Source organism: Deinococcus sp. Arct2-2 (assembly GCF_004801315.1).
GTDB lineage: Bacteria > Deinococcota > Deinococci > Deinococcales > Deinococcaceae > Deinococcus.
This window is the reverse complement of the sequence record NZ_SSNW01000011.1, coordinates 12000-31245: the sequence shown is the minus strand read 5'-3', so window position 1 is coordinate 31245 and position 19246 is coordinate 12000. Positions and strand designations below refer to the sequence as shown.

19 protein-coding genes are annotated in these 19246 nt (G+C 62.3%); 4 read left to right on the top strand and 15 right to left on the bottom strand.

Features of this window, described 5'->3' with window-relative positions; all coding sequences use genetic code 11:
- Positions 1–71 precede the first annotated feature (71 nt).
- Positions 72–443, bottom strand: a complete 372-nt coding sequence (locus E7T06_RS06995) for a CidA/LrgA family protein (protein ID WP_136365116.1) — start codon at positions 441–443, stop codon at positions 72–74.
- Positions 444–448: 5 nt separating this feature from the next.
- Positions 449–1144 carry a 5'-methylthioadenosine/adenosylhomocysteine nucleosidase gene (locus E7T06_RS06990; protein ID WP_136365115.1) on the bottom strand — a complete coding sequence of 232 codons (696 nt, stop codon included), beginning with the start codon at positions 1142–1144 and terminating at the stop codon, positions 449–451.
- A 68-nt stretch (positions 1145–1212) separates the two neighbouring features.
- Between E7T06_RS06990 and E7T06_RS06985 the strand changes: the two genes are divergently transcribed.
- A complete protein-coding gene (locus tag E7T06_RS06985; RefSeq protein ID WP_136365114.1) occupies positions 1213–2430 on the top strand; it encodes an aminotransferase class I/II-fold pyridoxal phosphate-dependent enzyme in 1218 nt (405 codons plus the stop codon).
- A 341-nt stretch (positions 2431–2771) separates the two neighbouring features.
- Here E7T06_RS06985 and E7T06_RS06980 read toward each other — a convergent pair whose 3' ends face one another.
- From E7T06_RS06980 to pyrR, 8 genes are all read right to left on the bottom strand, one after another.
- Entirely contained in the window at positions 2772–3788 is a 1017-nt protein-coding gene (locus E7T06_RS06980; RefSeq protein ID WP_136365113.1) for a phosphotransferase, read from the bottom strand.
- The gene (gene hisG / locus E7T06_RS06975) at positions 3785–4432 is read right to left on the bottom strand and encodes an ATP phosphoribosyltransferase (protein ID WP_136365112.1); all 648 of its coding nucleotides are present in this window, start codon (positions 4430–4432) and stop codon (positions 3785–3787) included. Before hisG ends, E7T06_RS06980 begins: the two co-directional genes overlap by 4 nt.
- Entirely contained in the window at positions 4429–5601 is a 1173-nt protein-coding gene (locus E7T06_RS06970) for an ATP phosphoribosyltransferase regulatory subunit (RefSeq protein ID WP_136365111.1), read from the bottom strand. Before E7T06_RS06970 ends, hisG begins: the two co-directional genes overlap by 4 nt.
- A 296-nt stretch (positions 5602–5897) precedes the next feature.
- Complete coding sequence (locus E7T06_RS06965; RefSeq protein ID WP_136365110.1) at positions 5898–7163, bottom strand: dihydroorotase; 1266 nt, start codon at positions 7161–7163, stop codon at positions 5898–5900.
- A gap of 17 nt (positions 7164–7180) precedes the next feature.
- A complete protein-coding gene (locus E7T06_RS06960) occupies positions 7181–7819 on the bottom strand; it encodes a hypothetical protein (RefSeq protein ID WP_136365109.1) in 639 nt (212 codons plus the stop codon).
- 60 nt (positions 7820–7879) lie between these two features.
- Entirely contained in the window at positions 7880–8269 is a 390-nt protein-coding gene (locus E7T06_RS06955) for a hypothetical protein (protein WP_136365108.1), read from the bottom strand.
- Positions 8270–8272: 3 nt separating this feature from the next.
- Positions 8273–9199 (bottom strand): aspartate carbamoyltransferase catalytic subunit, encoded by a 927-nt coding sequence (locus E7T06_RS06950; protein ID WP_136365107.1) that lies wholly within the window; start codon positions 9197–9199, stop codon positions 8273–8275.
- Entirely contained in the window at positions 9196–9756 is a 561-nt protein-coding gene (gene pyrR / locus E7T06_RS06945) for a bifunctional pyr operon transcriptional regulator/uracil phosphoribosyltransferase PyrR (RefSeq protein ID WP_064015150.1), read from the bottom strand. The genes E7T06_RS06950 and pyrR overlap by 4 nt, the downstream gene beginning before the upstream one ends.
- Before the next feature lie 342 nt (positions 9757–10098).
- Between pyrR and E7T06_RS06940 the strand changes: the two genes are divergently transcribed.
- Positions 10099–10557 carry an Hsp20/alpha crystallin family protein gene (locus E7T06_RS06940; RefSeq protein ID WP_168733424.1) on the top strand — a complete coding sequence of 153 codons (459 nt, stop codon included), beginning with the start codon at positions 10099–10101 and terminating at the stop codon, positions 10555–10557.
- A gap of 95 nt (positions 10558–10652) precedes the next feature.
- Here E7T06_RS06940 and E7T06_RS06935 read toward each other — a convergent pair whose 3' ends face one another.
- Both E7T06_RS06935 and E7T06_RS06930 read right to left on the bottom strand, forming a co-directional pair.
- Positions 10653–11582, bottom strand: a complete 930-nt coding sequence (locus E7T06_RS06935; protein WP_240740902.1) for a rhodanese-related sulfurtransferase — start codon at positions 11580–11582, stop codon at positions 10653–10655.
- Between the two features lie 47 nt (positions 11583–11629).
- Positions 11630–12019 carry a hypothetical protein gene (locus E7T06_RS06930; RefSeq protein ID WP_136365105.1) on the bottom strand — a complete coding sequence of 130 codons (390 nt, stop codon included), beginning with the start codon at positions 12017–12019 and terminating at the stop codon, positions 11630–11632.
- Positions 12020–12244: 225 nt separating this feature from the next.
- On the opposite strand from E7T06_RS06930, the gene E7T06_RS06925 reads away from it, so the two are divergent.
- Both E7T06_RS06925 and E7T06_RS06920 read left to right on the top strand, forming a co-directional pair.
- On the top strand, positions 12245–14479 hold the full coding sequence (locus E7T06_RS06925) for an ABC-F family ATP-binding cassette domain-containing protein (RefSeq protein ID WP_136365104.1): 2235 nt from the start codon (positions 12245–12247) through the stop codon (positions 14477–14479).
- A 152-nt stretch (positions 14480–14631) separates the two neighbouring features.
- The gene (locus tag E7T06_RS06920; protein WP_136365103.1) at positions 14632–15081 is read left to right on the top strand and encodes a hypothetical protein; all 450 of its coding nucleotides are present in this window, start codon (positions 14632–14634) and stop codon (positions 15079–15081) included.
- 174 nt (positions 15082–15255) lie between these two features.
- On the opposite strand, the gene E7T06_RS06915 is transcribed toward E7T06_RS06920, so the two are convergent.
- The 3 genes from E7T06_RS06915 to E7T06_RS06905 all read right to left on the bottom strand — a co-directional run bounded on the left by E7T06_RS06915 (position 15256) and on the right by E7T06_RS06905 (position 18720).
- Positions 15256–16317, bottom strand: a complete 1062-nt coding sequence (locus tag E7T06_RS06915; protein WP_136365102.1) for a peptidase C39 family protein — start codon at positions 16315–16317, stop codon at positions 15256–15258.
- A 316-nt stretch (positions 16318–16633) separates the two neighbouring features.
- A complete protein-coding gene (locus E7T06_RS06910) occupies positions 16634–17641 on the bottom strand; it encodes an alpha/beta hydrolase-fold protein (RefSeq protein ID WP_136365101.1) in 1008 nt (335 codons plus the stop codon).
- A gap of 50 nt (positions 17642–17691) precedes the next feature.
- Positions 17692–18720, bottom strand: a complete 1029-nt coding sequence (locus E7T06_RS06905) for an IS110 family transposase (protein WP_136365100.1) — start codon at positions 18718–18720, stop codon at positions 17692–17694.
- Positions 18721–19246: the final 526 nt, after the last annotated feature.

The following is a 19246-nucleotide window of genomic DNA, read 5'->3' as shown; positions in this document are numbered from 1 at the left end:
CCCCTCTCCTGCGGAGCTTTTCAAGTCTAAGGGGGGGCGTTGCAAGGCAACGGGGGGGTTCACCTTCCATGTCAGTCCCGCACCAGCCGCCCCGCCACGATTCCCGCTACACCTGCACCCAGCAGCAACCCGGCCACCATCACCAGCAGCCACAGCCCCCACTCGGCCCCGGCCCCCAAAAACTGAATGGCCCCTACAGTGGCCGGAACAAACAGCAGGCCCAAGATTCCCAGCAGCCCATCGGCGGCGGGTTCTATCCAGTGCAGGCGCACCACACGTAGTCCCAGCGACAGCAGCAGCAGCACCATGCCCACCACCGAACCCGGCAGGGGCCAATGCAGCAGCCTCATCAACCCTTCTCCAAGGGCGGCAAAGCCCACCAGCACGCCCAACCCCAGCACCACGCGCACGGCGGGCGGCAGGGCAGCGGTCTGTGAGGTCATGCGGCTTAGGCTTGCGGCGTCAGGCGGGCCAGCATGCCGCGCACCACCTGTTTGGCGTGGCGGGCCACCAGCGGCATAAAGGTTCGGTAATCCACGTTGGCATCGTGGTCTGCGGTGTCGCTGACGCTGCGAATGACCACGAACGGCACGCCCGCCTTGCTGCACACCTGCGCCACTGCCGCGCCTTCCATCTCGGCGCAGACCGCCCCGAACAATGTCCAGAGCCGCTGCACGCCTTCGCGGGAAGCAATAAATTGATCACCACTGGCAACTCTGCCGTCCAGCACACGCACGCCCTCTACATCTCGCGCTGCTTCGAGGGCTAGTGTTCGCAACTGCTCGTCGGCGGGCCACGCAGGAAGCTCGCCCGGAATGCTGCCCAGTTCGTAGCCCAGTGCGCCCACATCTACATCGTGCTGCACGCAGTCGGTACTCACAACGATGTCTCCTACCCGCAGCTCTGGATGTACGCCGCCTGCCACCCCGGTGAAAATAACTTGCGTGGCTCCCTGCATCAGCAAATACGCGGTGGTCAGGGCTGCATTGACCTTACCGATGCCGCCGCGAGTGAGCAGCACGGGTACGCCGTCCAGTGTGCCTTTGTGCAGCGTCACCCCCGGAAAAGTCAGGGTTTCGGGGGCCTGCAAGTCGGCCAACAACAACTCGATTTCTTCGTCCATCGCGCCCATGATCGCCAGCATAGGGGGCAGTGTACAGGAGGCGCGCCGCTGACCTATGCCTGCACGGCGCGGCGGCGTATGCTCGCCCTATGACTGGCCCGAATTTGTCCACAACGTCCGTACTGGAAGCTGCCGACGCCTACAGCCACCTCGACCCCGCCGCGCTGCGCCACGCCGACTCGCTGAAATGGACCCTGTACGGCGAAGATGTGATTCCGATGTGGGTGGCCGACATGGATTACCCGGTGGCCCCCGCCATCCTGAACGCCCTGCAAGACCGTCTCACACGCGGTTTAGGCTACCCGCAACTGATGGGCGATCCGCTCCTGACGCGCCTAATTCAGGAGAAGGCTGCCACGCAAGGGCTGACCGATTTGCCCGCCGAGGGTGTGGCGTTGCTGCCGGGAGTCGTACCGGGGATTTTTGCCGCCGTACACGCCCTCACGGCCCCCGGCGACGGCGTGCTGACCATGCTGCCCGTGTACCACCCGTTTCACCTCAGCATCAACGATCAGCGCCGCGTGGTGCAGGCTGCCGCCCTCAAAGATTCCGGCACTCGCTGGGAAATCGACTGGGAAGCGCTGGAAGGGGCGGTCACGCCGTCCACGCGCCTGATGCTGCTGTGCCATCCCCACAACCCCACCGGGCGCGTGTGGGACGCCGAGGAACTGGGCAAACTGCGCGACTTTGCACTGGAGCACAACCTGTATGTCTGTTCGGATGAGTTGCACGCCGACTTAAGCTTTGCCGACGCGCCCTTCGAATCCTTCGCCGCCGATCCGCGTGTGCGGGGCCGTACAGTCACGCTCACGGGGCCGTGCAAGGCGTTCAATACAGCGGGGCTAGGCATCGGGGCCATGCTCAGCCACGATCCGGCCCTCATCAAGCGCCTTAAAACGGCGGTGGGCGGTCTGATGGGACATCCCAGCGCCCTGAGCATCACCATGTGGCAAGCGGCGTTGCAGGAGGGCGGGCCGTGGTTGGCCGAAACGGTGGCCTACTTGCGCGGCAATCGCGACTTTTTGCAGGCATTTTTGGCCGAAAGATTGCCGTATACCAAGTCCTATGCGGTAGAAAGCACCTATCTGGCTTGGCTGGATGTGCGCTTGCATCCGCACGCGGGCGACATTCAACAGGTTTTGCTGGAGCAGGCGCGGATTGCCATTCACAACGGCCCCTTGTTCGCGCCCGATCCTCAGAAGGCCGACTATCAGGGGTTTATTCGGGTCAACTTTGCCACCAGCCGTGCGCTGCTGACCGAGGCGTTGGAGCGGATAGCGGGGGTGTTGGGCGGGGGAGTGGAATAAAAGTAAAGTTTTGGGATTGCTCCCACGCCTTCCCCCACCCCCCAGCCCCCGCCCCCAAAGGGGTCAGGGGAGTTTGTCGCTGCGCTCGGCAGGATTGATCTTGTCGCGTCCAAACTCGGCTTGCTCGTTCATCTGAACCGGAATTGCCAGTCGTCTTGATACTGGAATTGGCCCACCCGCTGTGCGGATGACGGCCTCACACGGATGAGGCGGGACGTTGTGGGGTGGCGGTGTGGTGGTTTTTGCTCCCTCACCCTTGGCCTGCAAAGCTCCGCAGGAGAGGGGGGAGGGTCGGGGACTCGTAGAGCTGCGCTAGCAGAGGGGTGAATGAGCGTCAGCGATTACCCCTCCGCCTCACTCAGCAACTCCACCAACGCCCCGAAACTCACCACTGCACCAGAGTCGTCACTGTCTTTTGGCGCTGTTGCCAACGCTTCTACCTCCGCCGCGCTGCCTACGCCGTCCAGCGTCCAAGCGGCCATTAGGGCGGCGCGGCATTGCGTGAGCAGTGGTAAGCGGGTTTCCCAGTCGGCGCTGAATGGGCCAACTGAGCGGTATCCGTCCAGCAGGTGCGGCCTCAGCGTGGGCAGCAGGTCGGCGGGCAATTCCAGTACGGCGCGGGCCAAGTCGGTTGCCAGTGGGCCAAACACGGGTTCGTCAAAATCGATGATGATCACACGTTTGCCGTCCCAGATGGCATTACCGGGGCGCAGATCGCCGTGCGTGAGGCCGAAGCCCTCGCCCCAGCCCTGTGTTTCGTTATCCGGCCAGCACCCAGCGGGGCCGCCCCACTCGTCTACCAGCGGGGTCAGGCGGACAAAGTGACGGGCCAGCTCAGCGTGCTTAGCAGCGTGTGGGGCGGCGCGGTGCCAGAAAAATCGCCATGACGGGAAGACTCCGGGAAAGGCAGCAGCAATCATGTTCGGTGTGCCGGGAATGGGCCGGAAGCTACGCCCAGCCGCGTGCAACTCGCCAATGGCTTGCCCGAAGGCCCGGTACAGCGCGGGCGTCGGCGGTAACTCCGATAATCTGGGGCCGTCTATCCAGCCAATGGCCGTGACCAGAAAGCCGTCTGGGAGGGCTTCTATCAAGTTCAAGGCCAGACTGGGCAATGGTGGGCACACGCCCGCGCCCGCCGCGTGGACATGGCGCAGAAAGTCCAGTGGTGGGCGCAAGGCGTCGGGGCTACGCAGGCTGGAATGGGTAAACCGCAGGGCGATGTCTCCGGTGGGGGTGGTGGCCCGGTATACATGATTGAAGCCCATATTTACAGGCCGCACGTGGCCCGCGCCCCAGCGTTTGGCCCCAGCGGCCACCAGATCGGGCGTGAGGTGGCTCAGGGCGGCTTGCCAGTTCATACCAATTGGTCAGCGGCCACCAGTTCGCGCAGACGCTCGATCAGTGGGCGCAGGCGCTCTCGCCGCAATTTCAGGGCCGCACGGTTCACCACCAATCTCGCACTCGATTCAAACAGCACGTCCACTTCTTCCAAGTTGTTGGCCCGCAAAGTTCCGCCCGTTTGCACGAGGTCTACCACGGCGTCGGCCAGTCCGGTCAGGGCGGCCAGTTCTATGTTGCCGCTCAGCTTCACGATCTCGGCGGGGATCCCCTGCGCGTTCAGGTAGGCGCGGGCGGCTCGCGGGTACTTGGTGCCCACCCGCCCGATGGTGCCGCTGGCCCCGATTTCGCGGATCAGCGAGAGGCGGCAGGCGGCAAAGCGTAGGTCTACAGGTTCGTACACGGCGCGGCCCGATTCGATCAGCACGTCTTTGCCCACGATGCCTACGTCCGCCACGCCCAAATCCACGTACACAGGCACATCCTGATTCCGCAGTTCCAGCAGCGTGATGCCGGGGAATTCGTGGCGCAGGGCACGCGATTTTTCGGGCATGGTGAGGGGCAGGCCAGCGCGGGCCAGCAGCACGAGGGCTTCTTCCAGAATGCGGCCTTTGGGCAGCGCCAGCGTGAGGTGATCGGGTGTGCGCGTGGGGGCGGGGGTCATGCCTCTGCTCCGTCTACAGCGGTAAATGTTTCGCCCTGCACCATGCGTTTAATCCCCCGTGCCATGCAGAATGCGTGTAACTCCGCCCTGTCGTCCGTCCATGCCAACTCTGCCGTGAGGCCAGCGGCGCGGGCTAAGGCTGCACCAGCCAAGTCCAACGCCAGCACCACTTCGGGTTCGGGCGGCAGCGTGGGGGCCAGCACCCCGGTCAGGCGTTCCAGCCCCACCGCGAAGCCTGCACCGGGCAGCCCGCCTTCCAGCGCGTACCGTCCGCCGCCCAATACCGGCTGGTTCAGGCCGTCTGCATAGGCGCGAAAAGTGATGCCCGTGTAGTAGCCGTAGCGCCGACTGACGCCCAAATCGAACAGGAGGGGGCCGCTGTAGAGGCCTGCCACCGTGCGGAGGTGCGCCACCGCGTCCCTCGCCCGCTCGCCTTGTGCCAAAGCCTGAGCCGTGTCCAACACGTCCGGGCCGCCGTACAGGTCGGTCAGGGCGTGCAGCGTGCGCGTCACCTCTGCACTCAGGCCGCCGCGCCGCGCCAACAGGTCTACATCTGCGCCACTCTTCCGGTCTATCGCGTCGTGCAGGGCGTCCCGCGCTTCTCCGTGCAGGCCCGCATCTTCCAGCACAGCGTCCACGAAGCCCGGATAGCCCACTTCCAACTGAGCGGAAACGCCCACCGCCCGCAGCGCCGCCGCCGCCAAGTGCAGCAGTTCGGCGTCGGCCTGCGGGGTCGCCACGCCGATCAGTTCCACACCCACCTGATAAAACTCGCGCAGCCTTCCAAGCTCGCTGGTCAGCGCCCGCAGCCACAGCCGCCCGCCGTATTGCAGCCGCAACGGAAACGGCCCCGCCGGAAAACGGGACTGCACCAGCCGCCCCATCGCGGTCGTAAATTCGCTACGGAGGGCCAGCACTTGCCCGCCCGAATCGATCAGCTTGAAGGCCCGCGCATCTTGCGGGTGATTGGCGCTGGCGTACTCAAGGGCCGGAAGCTCCACGCCCCGGTACCCCCACGCACCGAACACTTCGACAAGTCGCGCCCGCAAATGCTCGCGCTGTGCCCATTCGGGCGGCAACACATCCCGCGTGCCTTCGGGAATGGCAGCGGCGCGGGCAGAACTGTGTTGGACAGCACTTCGGGGGGCAGACCGGGCGGGAGAACTCACCGGGGCATGATAGCGGGTGTGGGTTGTAGTGCTGTACGGCGAGGGCTGGGTCTAAGGGTCGAAGAAAGGGCAATCGCGTTGCTCACTCACCCCCTCTGCTAACGCAGCTCTGCGAGTCCCAGCCTCCCCCCTCAAGGGTGAGGAGCCAAACCCAAGATTCAGCCCGTGAAGTTTGCCCTCGCCCCTTATAGGACTCGCAGAGCTACGCAGTAACGAGGGGCGCTGCACCTCAGCGGGGTGAGGGGGATGAGCCCCAGCGATTGCCTTTCCGCCCTTCCTTAGACCCTTAGACGCCTTTACTCCCGCCTGTACGCTACCGCCCCGCCCACCACCGTCAGCGTGGGCCAGCCGCGAAGGCTTTCGCCTGCCCACGGCGTGAATTTGGCCTTGCTCTTGAACTCTGCCGGGTTTACGGTGCGCTCTGTGTCTAGGTCAAATACGGTCAGGTCGGCGGGTGCGCCCACGTCCAACGAGGGTTCGGGCCAGCCCATCACGCGGGCGGGGGCCTGGGTCATCAGGTCAAGCAGGTGCTCTAGCCCCAGCACATCTCCAAACCGCGTCCACATCAGCGGAAAGGCCAGTTCTATATAGGCAATGCCGGACGGCGCGGTCAGCAAGTCACGTTCCTTTTCGGCGCGGGTATGGGGCGCATGGTCGGTGGCGATACAATCCACGCTGCCGTCCAGCAGACCCCTCAGCAGGTGTTCGGCATCGGTCTGAGTTCGCAGGGGCGGGGCCACTTTGTAGATGGAGTCGAAGGAACGCATCGCCTCGTCGGTGAGGGTGAGGTGGTGGGGGCACACCTCGCAGGTCACGGGCAGGCCGCGCCGCTTGGCTTCGCGCACCAAGTCCAGCGTCCGTGCCGTGGAGAGGTGTTGAACATGCAGGCGCACGGGGCGGCCCTGAGCTTGCAAGCCCGCCACGATCTCTATATCCCGCGCCACCCGCGCCGCTTCTGCCGCCGCCGGGTTTCCGGGCAGGCCCAACGCCTCGCTGACTGCGCCCTCGTTCATCACGCCATCGGCCCGCAAGCTGGCGTCTTCGGCGTGTACGCTGACCACCATGCCGAGGCTTCCGGCATATTCCAGCCCCAGCCGCAGCACCCGCGCATCTTCGTTGGTGCGGCCATCGTCGGTAAACATGGCCGCGCCCGCTTCCTGCAAAAAGGTCAGTTCGGCCAACGTTTCGCCTGTTTGCCCTTTGGTCAGGGCCGCCGCAGGCCGCAGCCGCGCAAAGCCGAGGCGGTTGGCCTTCTCGATGAGTGAGCGCACGATGGCGGGGTCATCCACCACCGGCGACGTGTTGGGCATAGACACCACCGTGCCGTAGCCGCCCGCCGCCGCCGCCGCGAGGCCCGACGCGAGGTCTTCTTTTTCCGTTTGCCCCGGCTCCCGCAAGTGCGCGTGCAGTTCGATCAGCGCAGGCGCAAGCGTCCCGCCTTTGCCGTCAATAATTTCGCCTTCAACGGGCAGGTTCCAGCCTTTAATCAGGCCATTCTCTAGGGTGATGGACTCCAACGTATTGGAATTTGGACGGCGGATATTGGTGATTGTTAGGGTCATGGGGACTCCTGCTTGAGCTATTTAGAGACTTCTTCGATGACTGCGACTGAACAAGTACCAGAGGTTATGTAGAAGGTATACGGCTTGTTCGTTTTGAGAGATGTATCAGGCGAAAAAGCCAGTTCAAATTTGAGGGGAATGTATTCACCAGTGGCGTCAATTTTGTCATCCGATGAGCAGGATTTAAAAATGTCTTTGACGTTCAACCCTAAACTCAGGCATGTTGTACTGAGCCTTAAGTTGCTGTTCGCATCGTAGTAGATGGGTGCAAGAAGATCGGTTAAATACTCTTGGAAACTGTATGAATCTTCCAGAAGAATTAAACTTCCAGATGAATAGTTTAGAATTCTCGCACTCACGTCAACCCAGCCGCCCAAGCCGTTGGTCTTTATGACAGAGCTTGCGTTGTATACAAATAATTTTTTCGGGTCTAAGTAGTAGCCTTCCAACTGAATTTTGCTAACAATTGCGTTCGGCTTGAATGGAGAAGTGAAACATTCCCGCACGTCTTCTGGTGAAAGTGCTTGTTTATATGGGCAAGGAGTAGGGCTGACATCAGCCACACTTAACAAGTAGTCTGCGAGAGACGGTGCGGGGTCACACGCCTCCGCCCACCCCTGCGTCAGCATCAGGCCAGCTAGCAACGCCCGCTTCATCGTAGGGTTGTAGTTTTTGTTTGGTGAATATTGAATGCCGTCAACATTTATTCGAACCCCTCATTTCAAAACTGGAAGCTGGGCTGCTTCGACTTGGCGCACTCCATCCTGATCGGCCACAAAAGCAAACCCATTGTTGAATTCAGCAGCGATGGTGTATTCCTTGTACGAAATAATCTGCGCTTTACACTGTGTCACTTTCAAAATTTCGAGTGGGCGAGGCTCACCTAAACGGGCGTCAGCACAATCCATCGTACTCAGCACTTTGTTTCCGGCATCTATATAAGCCACCATCAAACCCATTCTCAAGAACATCATGTAGGCCATTCCTTCAGCCCGCGCCGCTTTCTGTTTGGCCTGCGAAAGCTTGACGGCACTTCCTGCAATGCTTGCTGGGGCTGTGCAGGCGTTCATCACAAGGCAGGTGGTCAGCAAAAAGAGGAACTTCATTCCCTATTCTCTACCAACGAGCAGGTGATACAGCACGCTCATACGTACTGCCTGCCCGTTCTCTACCTGCTTTAGCACGCGGCTTCTGGGGCTATCGGCGGTGTCGGCGCTGATTTCCAAGTCACGGTTCATCGGCCCCGGATGCAGCACGATTGCGCCCGCTTCGGCCCCCGCCAACAGGCGCTCGTTCACCTGATACACGTCGGCGTATTCCTGCAAACTGCCGAGGTAGCCGCCGCTCATGCGCTCGCTTTGCAGGCGCAGAGCCATGACCGCGTGTGCGCCGCGCACCGCCTCACGCGGGTTGGTGGTCAGGGTGACTCCGGGCAAGGCAGCCAAATCTGCCGGAAGCAGCGTGGCAGGGCCGCACAGCACGACTTTGGCTCCCAGCTTGGGCAACAGTTCGGCGTTGCTCCGGGCCACCCGAGAATGGCGAATATCCCCGATGATAGCCACCGTTTTGCCTTCCAGCGAGCCGAATTCCTGCCGCACCGTGTAGGCGTCCAGCAGGGCCTGCGTGGGGTGGGCGCGGCGGCCATCGCCCGCGTTGATCACGGGTTTGCCGCTGTAGCGGGCCACCAGATGCGCGGCCCCGGCAGCGGCGTGACGCACGATATAGGCGTCCACTTTGTAGGCCGTCAGTACCTCGATTGTGTCGCGCAGGCTCTCGCCTTTGCTGACGCTGCTGTTTCCGGCGGCAAAGCTGACCACATCGGCGCTCATGCGGCGGGCAGCCAACTCAAAGCTGATGCGGGTGCGAGTGGAATTTTCAAAAAACGCCGTGCAGACCGTTAGGCCTTGCAGCGCCGGAACCTTCTTCACGGGCCGCTCTAGTACCTGATTCATGGTGTCGGCGTTGTCCAGCAGGGCGGTCAGGCGTTCGGGCGTCCAGCCTTCAAAGTCCAGCAGGTGGCGCGGGCGGGCGGTCATTGGTCTGCCGTCCCGTTCAAGTCCCAGAGTTCCACAAGGTCTAGACCATCCGTTTCCAGCAACTTCACCTTCACCAATTCCGACTTGGCGGTAGGCAGATTTTTGCCCACGTAGTCGGCCCGAATCGGCAACTCGCGGTGGCCCCGGTCTACCAGCACGGCCAACTGAATTCCTTCTGGGCGACCCAAGTCGATCAGGGCGTCCAGTGCGGCGCGAACGGTACGGCCTGTGTACAGCACGTCGTCTACCAAAATCACGCGGCGGCGGGCCAGATCAAATGGCACATGCGTTTCGCGGATCACAGGCTGGTGCGAAATCTCGGAGAGGTCATCACGGTACAGGGTGATGTCCAGCATTCCGGTGGGAATGGCGACGCCCTCCAACTCTTCCAACTTGGCGGCCAACCGCGCGGCCAGCGGAATGCCCCGCGTATGCACGCCGATCAGGGCCAGATTCTCCGCGCCCTTGTTGCGCTCCACGATTTCATGGGCAATGCGCGTCATGGCGCGGCGCACCTCGTCGGCGGTCAGAATGGTGGCTTTGGGCTGGGGCGTCATGGAGTGCCCCCAACAAAAAAAAGGCCGTCCAGCGCAGGCTGTCGGCGTGTTTGGGATACAGATGTCAGGCGTGCATTCATATGAACTCCTCTCCTGCCTCACAGGGCGGGCGCGACCTCACGGGATCGCTGAGAAAGGTGGGCGGGTCAAGGTTTGACCCTGTTTCCGCCCGCGAGTTTAGCAGCTAGGCGAGATGTGACTGCCGCGCCGCCTTCCGAAAATATTACCTTACGCTAAAGCAGCACTAAACTTGACACAATAACACTCAAGTAATAGTATATGCATAACAGCGCGGGGCCAAGAAAGCAGCGGCCAGCGCGACCCATTTCAGGAGGTATGAAAGTGATGCGATTTGATCCCTTCCGTGATATCGAAGAATTGACCCAGCGCATGGATCGTGCCTTTGGTGCGGCCAGCACCGCTCCCGCCCGCCTTGCTCCCCCAGTCGACGTACATGAAGATGAAACCGGACTGGAACTGACGCTGGACTTGCCCGGTGTGCAGGCCGATTCCATTCAGATAGAGGCGGAGAATCAGACCCTGACCGTGCAGGCCGAGCGCACCTACAGCCGCCGTGAGGGGCGCACCGCTCACCGTGTGGAACGTGCTCACGGCGTATTGGCCCGCACTTTCAGCGTGCCTGCCAAGTACGACCTGACCAAAGTGGAAGCCGACTACACCAACGGCACGTTGACCTTACGTGTGCCACGCAGCGAAGCCGCCCAGAGGCGCACCGTGACCGTTCGCACGGGCGGGCAACTGGAAGCCGCCCGCAAGACGGTGGACGCTCCTAGCGCGTAACTCTAGTTCAGCAGCCTGCTCACATCTGCAACGATGTGGGCAGGCTTTTTTCGGATCATGGAGTGTGGCAATAGCCCACCTCCGATCCACGTTCCCTAAGCCCGTTCGTCTAGCTGCCGTTGCCGCTCCCGAAACTGCGCTTTCTGCTTTGCCGTCGTTTGGGTGTGGCAATGCTCGCAACTCACGCCGCGCTCAAAGTGGGCGTGTGCGGTTTCATCGGGCGTGAGAGGCCAGCCGCAGCTATGGCACATTTCGCCCCCGCCGACTTCTAGGCCGTGCCCCACCGTCACGCGGCCATCAAACACGAAGCATTCTCCGTTCCATAAGCTCTGTTCGCCCGGCACCTGTTCCAGATACCCCAGAATGCCGCCCTGCAAGTGCAGCACATCGCTAAAGCCACGCTGACGCAGCAGGCTGGTGCTTTTTTCGCAGCGAATCCCGCCCGTGCAGAACATGGCAATCCGCTTGCCTTCCTGCCCGCGCAACTGCTCATCGGCCCACGCCGGAAACTCGCGGAAGCTGTCTATTTCGGGATTTATCGCGCCCTGAAACGTGCCTGCCTTGACCTCATAGCGGTTGCGGGTGTCGATCACCAACACATCCGGGTCTTGCAACAGGGCGTTCCACTCGGCGGGCGTCACGTACCGGCCTGCTTCTTCGGGCGGCGTCACGGGGACACCCATCGTCACGATTTCGCGCTTCAGCCGTACTTTCAGGCGCTTGAAGGGCTGCTCGGTGCTGCTCGATTCCTTGTATTCCATGCCCGTAAATCCGGCGGCGATCAGGGCCGCGTGCCACTCGCTCACCGCTTCCCGCGTTCCGGCCAGCGTACCGTTGATGCCTTCGGGCGCAACGATCAGCGTGCCGCATAAGCTGAGGCGGGTGGCAACGTCTAGCAGATGCTCACGCAGGGCGGCAGCGTCCGGCACGGTACGGAACTGGTAGAGGGCAGCCACGATATACGGGGCGCTCTGTTCTGTCTTTTTAGATACAGACATTTCTGATACATGGGCAATTGCGACCATCACGGGCGGCAGTATAAGCGGTGGGGGCTGGGGCAAAGGCTGGGACTTTAGGGTTCTTGGGCTTTGGCGAATTCCAGATAGGCACCGACCTGCGGCAACACAACCAGCGCGAGGCCGCAACTGAGGCTGAGTAGGCCCGCGCAGCCCCACAACACTCGTAGGCTGCCCGCCACGTCTGAGGCACTGAAGATCATTTGAGCCGCTGCCCACGCCGCCAAAAGCGCCACTTCAAACTGGGCATGACGTTTTCCCCGGTAGACAGGCCACGCCAACAGTGCCGTCAGGAGCAGCCGACCTGCGCTGGCCTCGGTCATTCCCGCAGAGGGTTGGGTCAGGAGGGGCAGCACGGCCCCCAACAAATTCAGCAAGATCAAGATGCCTAACGCGCCCACGACGATTCGCCAGCCAGTCAAGATATCCGCGTCGGTTGCTTGCATGTGCTGCAAGTGTAGATGACTGGAGGGTTGTGGCGTACCGCAGATGGAGGGGCCACACGTCTACGCGTCCGGCCTATATCGCACATGTCAAGGAGTCAATTTAATTCCATATAGGGTGGGCCACAATGTTTTTCCCGCTGATACAACCCACACCCACTTCCCAAATGCTTTCTGAGCCTTGTGGCGCATTTGCCCCCGCCCCATTCCTGCTAGCCTCTCTCCTGCATGTCCACGCTCCTCACCGCCGAATCCATTTCTCTTGCCTACGGCGAGCGGGCGGTGCTGTCGGGCGTGAGTTTGAATGTGCAGCAAGGCGAGCGGGTGGCCCTGCTAGGCCGCAACGGGGCGGGCAAAACGTCGCTGCTGCGGGTGCTGACAGGCGAACTGATTCCCGATGAAGGCGAGGTCTGGCGTGAGGACGGGCTGCGGGTGGCAGTGTTGGCCCAGCATCATGCCCATGCAGACGGCGTGCGCGTCCGTGATCTGGTAGCCGCCGCTCATCCTTACCGGGAACTGGAAACCGAGTTGCTGACGCTGGAAGCCGACTTGGGCAACCCCGACGCCCTGACCGCGTGGACGGCCCTGCACGCTCGCCTAGACGATCTTCAGGCCTATGCTTGGCCTTCTCGCATGGCCCGCATTCTGGGTGTCCTTGACCTCACGCGGTTTTTGGGGCGCGATGCGGCGTCATTGTCGGGCGGCGAGCGCACCCGCTTGGCGTTGGCCCTCGCACTGGCCCGCGAACCCGATCTGCTGCTGCTGGACGAACCCACCAACCACCTCGATATTCGGATGCGTGAATGGCTGGAAAGCTGGCTGCGCGATTACGGCGGCGGCGTGATCCTCACCAGCCATGACCGCGACTTTTTGGATGCAGTGGCGGGCCGCAGCCTGTGGCTGGAGGGCGGCGAGGCCACCGAATACGCGGGCGGCTACTCCCGCGCCCGCGCCCAGCGAGAGCTAGAGCGCCGCACCCAATCCCGCGCCGCCCGTTTGGGCCAGCAGGAAGCCGCCCGCTTGGAAGGTAGCGCCGAACGCCTGGACGTGTGGGGCCGCCGCTCCCGCCCCCTCAAAAACCGCGCCCAGCGCCTGCCCATCGCAGAAGCCCCGTTGCCCGAACGCCAACTCAGAATGCGCCTACTGGCCGGAAGCGCCCGCGCCCCACTGGTGGCATGGGGCGAGCACTTGGGCAAAACCTACACCGATCATCCTGTCCTGCGAGAAGTGGCCTTCAAGCTGCGGCAAGGCGACCGCGTGGCCCTGATGGGAGCCAACGGCACGGGCAAAAGCACCCTGCTGGGGCTGCTGGCCGGAATCCTGCACGCCGACGCGCCCCGTTTAGATCAGGCAGGGTTGGGTCAGCCGGAACCGGTGCTGCGTGTGGCGGGCGGCGTCTCGGTGGCGTATCTGGATCAGATTTGGCACGGCCTGAACCCCGGCGAGGCGCTGCGGCCCCAGTTTGAGCGGCGCTTTGGCGGGCGGGCCAAAGCCCTGCTGGGCGGTGCGGGTTTCGTGGCTGCCGACTGGCCTAAGCTGCCGGAAGTGTTGTCGGGCGGAGAGCGGGCGCGGGCAGGCTTGGCGCTGGTGAGTGCGCTGCGGGCCGACTTGTTGCTGCTGGACGAACCCACCAACCACCTTGACGTGGACGCCCTGCAAGCCTTGGAAGAAGCCGTGCATGCGTATGGCGGCGCTGTTGTTATCGTCACCCATGACCGCCGTTTTGCCCGCGAAGTCGCCAACCGGCTGTGGGTCATCGAAGACGCGGCTCTGCGTGAGGTCACCGGTTGGGCGTCTTCGGGCTGGAAGAGCGGCGAGTACCTCGACCCGGCCCGCTCCCTGACTGGCGATCCACCGCCCCCGCCGCCCTTGCCCACGCCCCGGCAACGCCTCGTGGCCGTAGAAAACCAGTTGCTGGAGGCCCGCGCCAGCCTGAATGCGACGGGTGCACTGACCGGACGGGAAGAAGCGCGGCTGCGGGCGCAAACGCATCAGCTCCAGCACCACCTCTATGACCTGTATGCCGAAGCGTTTGCCGCGCCCAACTACGACGCTCAGGTGCGCGAGCCTCCGCTGACTGTGCGGGGGCAGCAGTTTAGGGAGTGGGGGCCGGAGAGTGCGGCGTCTAAGGGTCAAGGGCCGAACAGTTTAAGAACTAGGGGTCTAAGGGATGAGGGCATCGGGCGGGGGGGCATGTTCTGGGCGGCGCACGATCAGACTTGCCCGCATTTGGCGTGGGACGGGGAATGCTTGCGCTGGAGCGTCGTTTCCTCTGCCGAGTTGCCCGCGTGGTACGGCGCGGCGCTGCTGGGCGGGGCACTCCGCATCCTGTTCGAGCGCTGGAATGTGGGGCGGGTGCGGCTGGGCGAGGGCGGGCCGATGCTCACTCGCCGCGCCTATTTCGAGCGGGTTGGATTGGTGGGCGGCAGCAAACAGCCTGTGCCGGAGCCTGTATCCATCTGATCCCGCCGAACTGTTAATGCAGGGGGCAGCAAAGTTGAGGATGTTTTTTTCGCGCCTAGAACGGTGTCTTCGGCTTCGCGTCGCGTCAACATGTGAACGCGAGTAGGTGAGCCTGCATCTCTAACACGTCCGGCCCCGCTATACTTCGCCGCATGGAAGACCAGATTAAGGGCCGTTTGGGTGGAGCAGACGGATATGACATCCGCTGTATCATCGACGGTGACCGCATTACAGGCCGCGCAGGTGGCAAGCTCCACGGCAAAGACATCGACCTCGAAATTACGGAACGCGGCGTACAGGGTACTGTCGGCGCAGACCCGTTCAAGATCGAGCTTCAAGACGGCGAACTCAAAGGCAACGTCGGCTCGCAAAAGCTGACGCTGCGTGGCGTAGACCGCGTGACTGGCTACATGGGCGAACCCATCGTGGGCTGGAACGTGGTGGCGCAGCAAAACGGCGATCAACTCGTCGGGCAGCTGGGCAGCACCGTACTGGGCCGCAATTTCGAACTGAGCCTCGGCAGCGCTCCCGGTTGGGTTGGCACGCTCGTGGCGCTGGTGTCGTTCTACGCGCTGGAACCCCGCGCCAGCATCAGCCGGTAAAGCAGGGCTGGATCGTGGAGAGTAGATCGTGGATTGTGGTTAAAAACTGTGCGGGTTTTGGCCGCCAAAGCTAGAATTTAATTTCATCCACAACAACCCTAAACGCAAGGCCAGTCGATTGATTCTGACTGGCCTTGCGCCTTTCCCACGTTCCACACTCCGCGGTCTTGCCCCTCAGGGCAACGCTGTTCCCTGCGGTGCAATCACGTAACTCAGCCCGCCCGAATGCGTCAGCCACAGCTTCTCAAAGGCGGCGCGGGGATACGTTCGCCGCACGCCCGCGTCGGTGGGGGCGGCGGGGTCGTTCATCACGGGGTTGCCTTTGGCGTCGAAGCCCAGTAGCACCATCAGGTGGCCTCCGCTGCTGGGAATCGGTGCGCCGGGCAACTCGTCTGCCTTCCAACCCAAACTGACCGCCAACGGCAGGCCCGCGCCCGTGTACTTCTCGGCGGCGGCAAGGCTGGGCAGGCGCGTAATGAAGGCCCGCATGCCTTTTTCTGCGGCGTAAGCGGCATTGAAGGGCCAATTCCCCGTGCCCTCGTACACGCGGTCGAACATGCCTTTGGCGGCGGTAGGCACGGGCACATTCACGCCGTAGAGGGCCAGAATCATAGAGGTACTCGTGGGGCTGCACCAGCCTTCGCCCTCAGCAAACACCATTTGCGAACGCTGCGGCACGTCGGTCACTTTGCCCCACGCCGCCCGGTTGCTGGCCTGCCCCAGTCCGGCGGCCCGCTTGGCCCGGTCAGAAGTGTTGAAGGCCAACAGGCGCACATTCGTTCCCGCGCCGCGCAACGTTACGCGGTATTGATAGGTGGTGGCTTTGGCACTCAGGCGCAGGGTATCGGTCAGGATCTGGCCCGCTGCGTCCTTTTGTCCATTCAGGCTGGCCCGGCCATCGGCGCTGCTCCACGTGCCGAAGGAAAACCAGCGCGTCCAAGCTGTGCCCGTTTGCGCCCGCACTTCCACCGTTACGCTGCCCGCGCCCGCCGTGCTGCTGTTCCAAGACGGCACCAGTTCATCAAAGGCGGCCACTTTAATCGGCTGCCCGGTCAGCGTGCCGCTCGTTGCGCCTGCGGTCAGCGTCAGCGTTTGTCCCCGCACCTCTACGCCGCGCAGTTCCGCGCCTGCCCAGTCCTGCGCCCGCTCGTGAACGGTGGTGGTGGATGCCGGATAGGTCATGGTGGAAGCCCCCGCGCTGCCCAGCAGCAATGAAAGAAGAATAGGAATCCGCATTGGTGCTGACTATGCCGCGTGAGAGGGGTGCGGCGGGTGAGTTTGGCTGGATGGTGGCGCGTCTAAGGGTCTAGGGGGACTTGTGAAACTTTGTTTTTGCTCCTCCCCCCTTGCGGGGGAAGCTGGGAGGGGGTGAGTGAGCGTCAGCGATGGCCCTTCTTATACGGATTCCGATTGAATCCTGCACTTTCTGGGATTCAATCCGAGCGGAGCGAGCGGGAAAAAGTACGGGCTACGCGTTATGGAGCCGCAAGCGGTGCTGTCCCGATTGTGGCGGAATTAAGCGGAGTCCGTATTAGACCCTTAGCCGCCCTTCTCACCCACCTTGCATGTACAAAAACGCTTCCGGCAACGCCGCCCGCCACGTCACCCAGTTGTGCCCGCTGGCATATTCGCGGTACTGGTGGGGCAAATCGGCATCGGCAAAGAGGGCGGCCATGCGGCGGTTCGGGGCGGCCAGCCATTCCAATACGCCTGTATCTAGGCTGGTTTTCAGGTGCGTGGGCGGGTGCAGGCTCAGGCGTTCGCGCAGCCATTCTCCGGCAGTCGTCGTGTCGATGATGCCGTCTTTTTCTGCACCGGGCCGCGCAATAAACGCCCCGCTGTGGCTGACCACGCGGGAAAATAGATCGGGGTGGGCCGCGCCCAAATGCAGGCTAATCAGTCCGCCGAGGCTAGCGCCCCACAAGCCGCGCTCGCTGGCGGTGGCAAGTTCGCCTTCCACACGCGGAAACACTTCGGATTGCAGGAAGTCCAGATAGCGGTCGTTCAGGTAATACTCGGCGCTACGGTCTCCGGGTTCCACAAACACCAACACCGCGCCTGACGCTAGGCCAGCTTCTACCGCCCTGTCCATCACCTCACCCAGTTTGCCCGTGCGGTAAAAGGCCACGCCGTCCTGCACGTAATAAACAGGCACGACCTGAGACGATTGATACCCGTGCGGCGTGTACACGATGGCGCGGCGCGTGCCGGGAAACACCGTGCCTTCCCACGTCAGGCGGTGCGCCGTGCCTTTCTGGGTGGCTTCGGGCGCGGCCCACAGCGAGTGCTGCGCGTACTGGCCCACCACCACCGCACGTGGGTAAGGCCACCAAGGATTCAGCGATTTTTGGGCGTTGTCGGGGTCTGCAAAGGGCGTGCCCGCCTCGTCCAGCCACGCATATTCCACCCACGCGCCACGCGGCAGGCTCAGGGTGATGGACTGGCCCGCCACCACAGGCAGCGCGGGGCGTTTGCGCCAATCGGTGAAGTCGCCCACCAACGCCGCCGCCCCTGCCGGAGCCGAAAAAGTGACCTGAGAACCTGCGACAGAAACAGCCATATGGGGAAGTGTAGCGGCATTGATCTAAATAGGGTGTCGCTAATGGATTGTCAAGTCTGTGGCTGGGCGGTTGTCGGTGTTGGGCCAGTTCCGTCTTGAGAACGACAAAAGTCATCCTGATAAGGCCGCCCAGATTTCACCACCGCTAGTCCAGTGATGAATAATTTGCGTCCCAGCGCGACTAACGCCACTTTGGCTGGCTTGCCGGTGTCCCGCAAATGGCGAGAGTACGTTCGCATTCGACTGTGTGATGTTGACGCGCCTAAGGCTGAGAGATACGCGATCCGTCGCAGGCGGGCATTGCCGGTTTTGGACATCCGTCCTTGACCGCGCTTGGCGCCCGATTGGTGTGGGGAGGGAGCCATGCCTGCGGCCGCAGAAATCTCCCGTCCAGTCTCCAAGTGGGCAAATCCCACGGTCTCGGCCACAATGGTTGCTGCCGCCACAAAGGCAAACCCCGGCACACTCAGCAGCAACTTCAGTTGCTGCGACAAGGTTTCATCGGCCTCAATCAGCGCACGCATGGCGGCCTCAATCTCTCCGACTTGCCCAACCATAAGGTCTAACCGCTGCTGGGTGAGCTTGACGACGGTCTCCGAAGCACGATGGGCGTCTTGCCAGGCTTGAAGGTGGTTCTGTTCCTGAGTTCGGCGCACGAGAACGGCTTCCCGTTCTCGAGTGAGCTGCTTGAGGTCACTCAACGCGGTGCTGGGCGGCGTCCAGCCGCCCGGATGCATGACGACTCCATAGCGCGCGATCAGCTCCGCATCCATCACGTCGGTTTTCCCCCGGCGCAGGACAGAACGAGCAACATACTTGATCTGTGCGGGGTTCACCACACTCACGACACAATCGAGCGATTGAAAATGGTGTGCGCAGCGCTCCCAATACACATTGGTGGCCTCCATCACCACATGGAGTTGTGTGGGTTCAGTCCACTTGTGAACCCAATCACTCAACTGGTGAAGTCCGGCGGGTGTGTTGGCCACGGGGCCGCGCTGACCGAGCGAACTTCCTGTGGTGTCCTGCAGCTGAACGAACAACTCTCGTTTTCCGACATCCATGCCCAGCACCAACATGCTGCACCTCCTGAGCTGGGCAAAGCGTGTCAGGCACAGTCTTTCTCGGCACTGTTCTTGTGGTGCAGGCTCTGGGGCCTCGGATAGGGTTCAGCGTTGCAGAGAAAGAGCCCAGGTCGGCCAGATCTAGAATGCGGCCTTGGAAGGCTGGAAAAAAGCACTGGCTTGTTGACCTGGGAGAGACCTGACCATCCAGAGTGTGACGGATCTGGCCCAACACACAAAAAAAGCCGTGTGATGGTTGGGCAAACTCAGAGAATGTTGACGATGTGGGCCGAATCCCAAATCAAGCAGAGAGCCGCCGAAACAATGCAGTTCAGGCGGCTCTCTTGTACCAATGATCAAATCGACTCTGCTTGTAATGTCTAACGGTTCGGACAGGTGTTGATGTTAAAAAACAGGCCACAGAGAAACTTCGTCTAGGACGTACTGCCCACTTCCCCCTCCCAACCTCTCGCGGGCGAGCTGTTCCAGTCCCCGCAAGGGGAGAGGAGCAACCCCCGTATTCTCGGGCAAAATTTGCCAC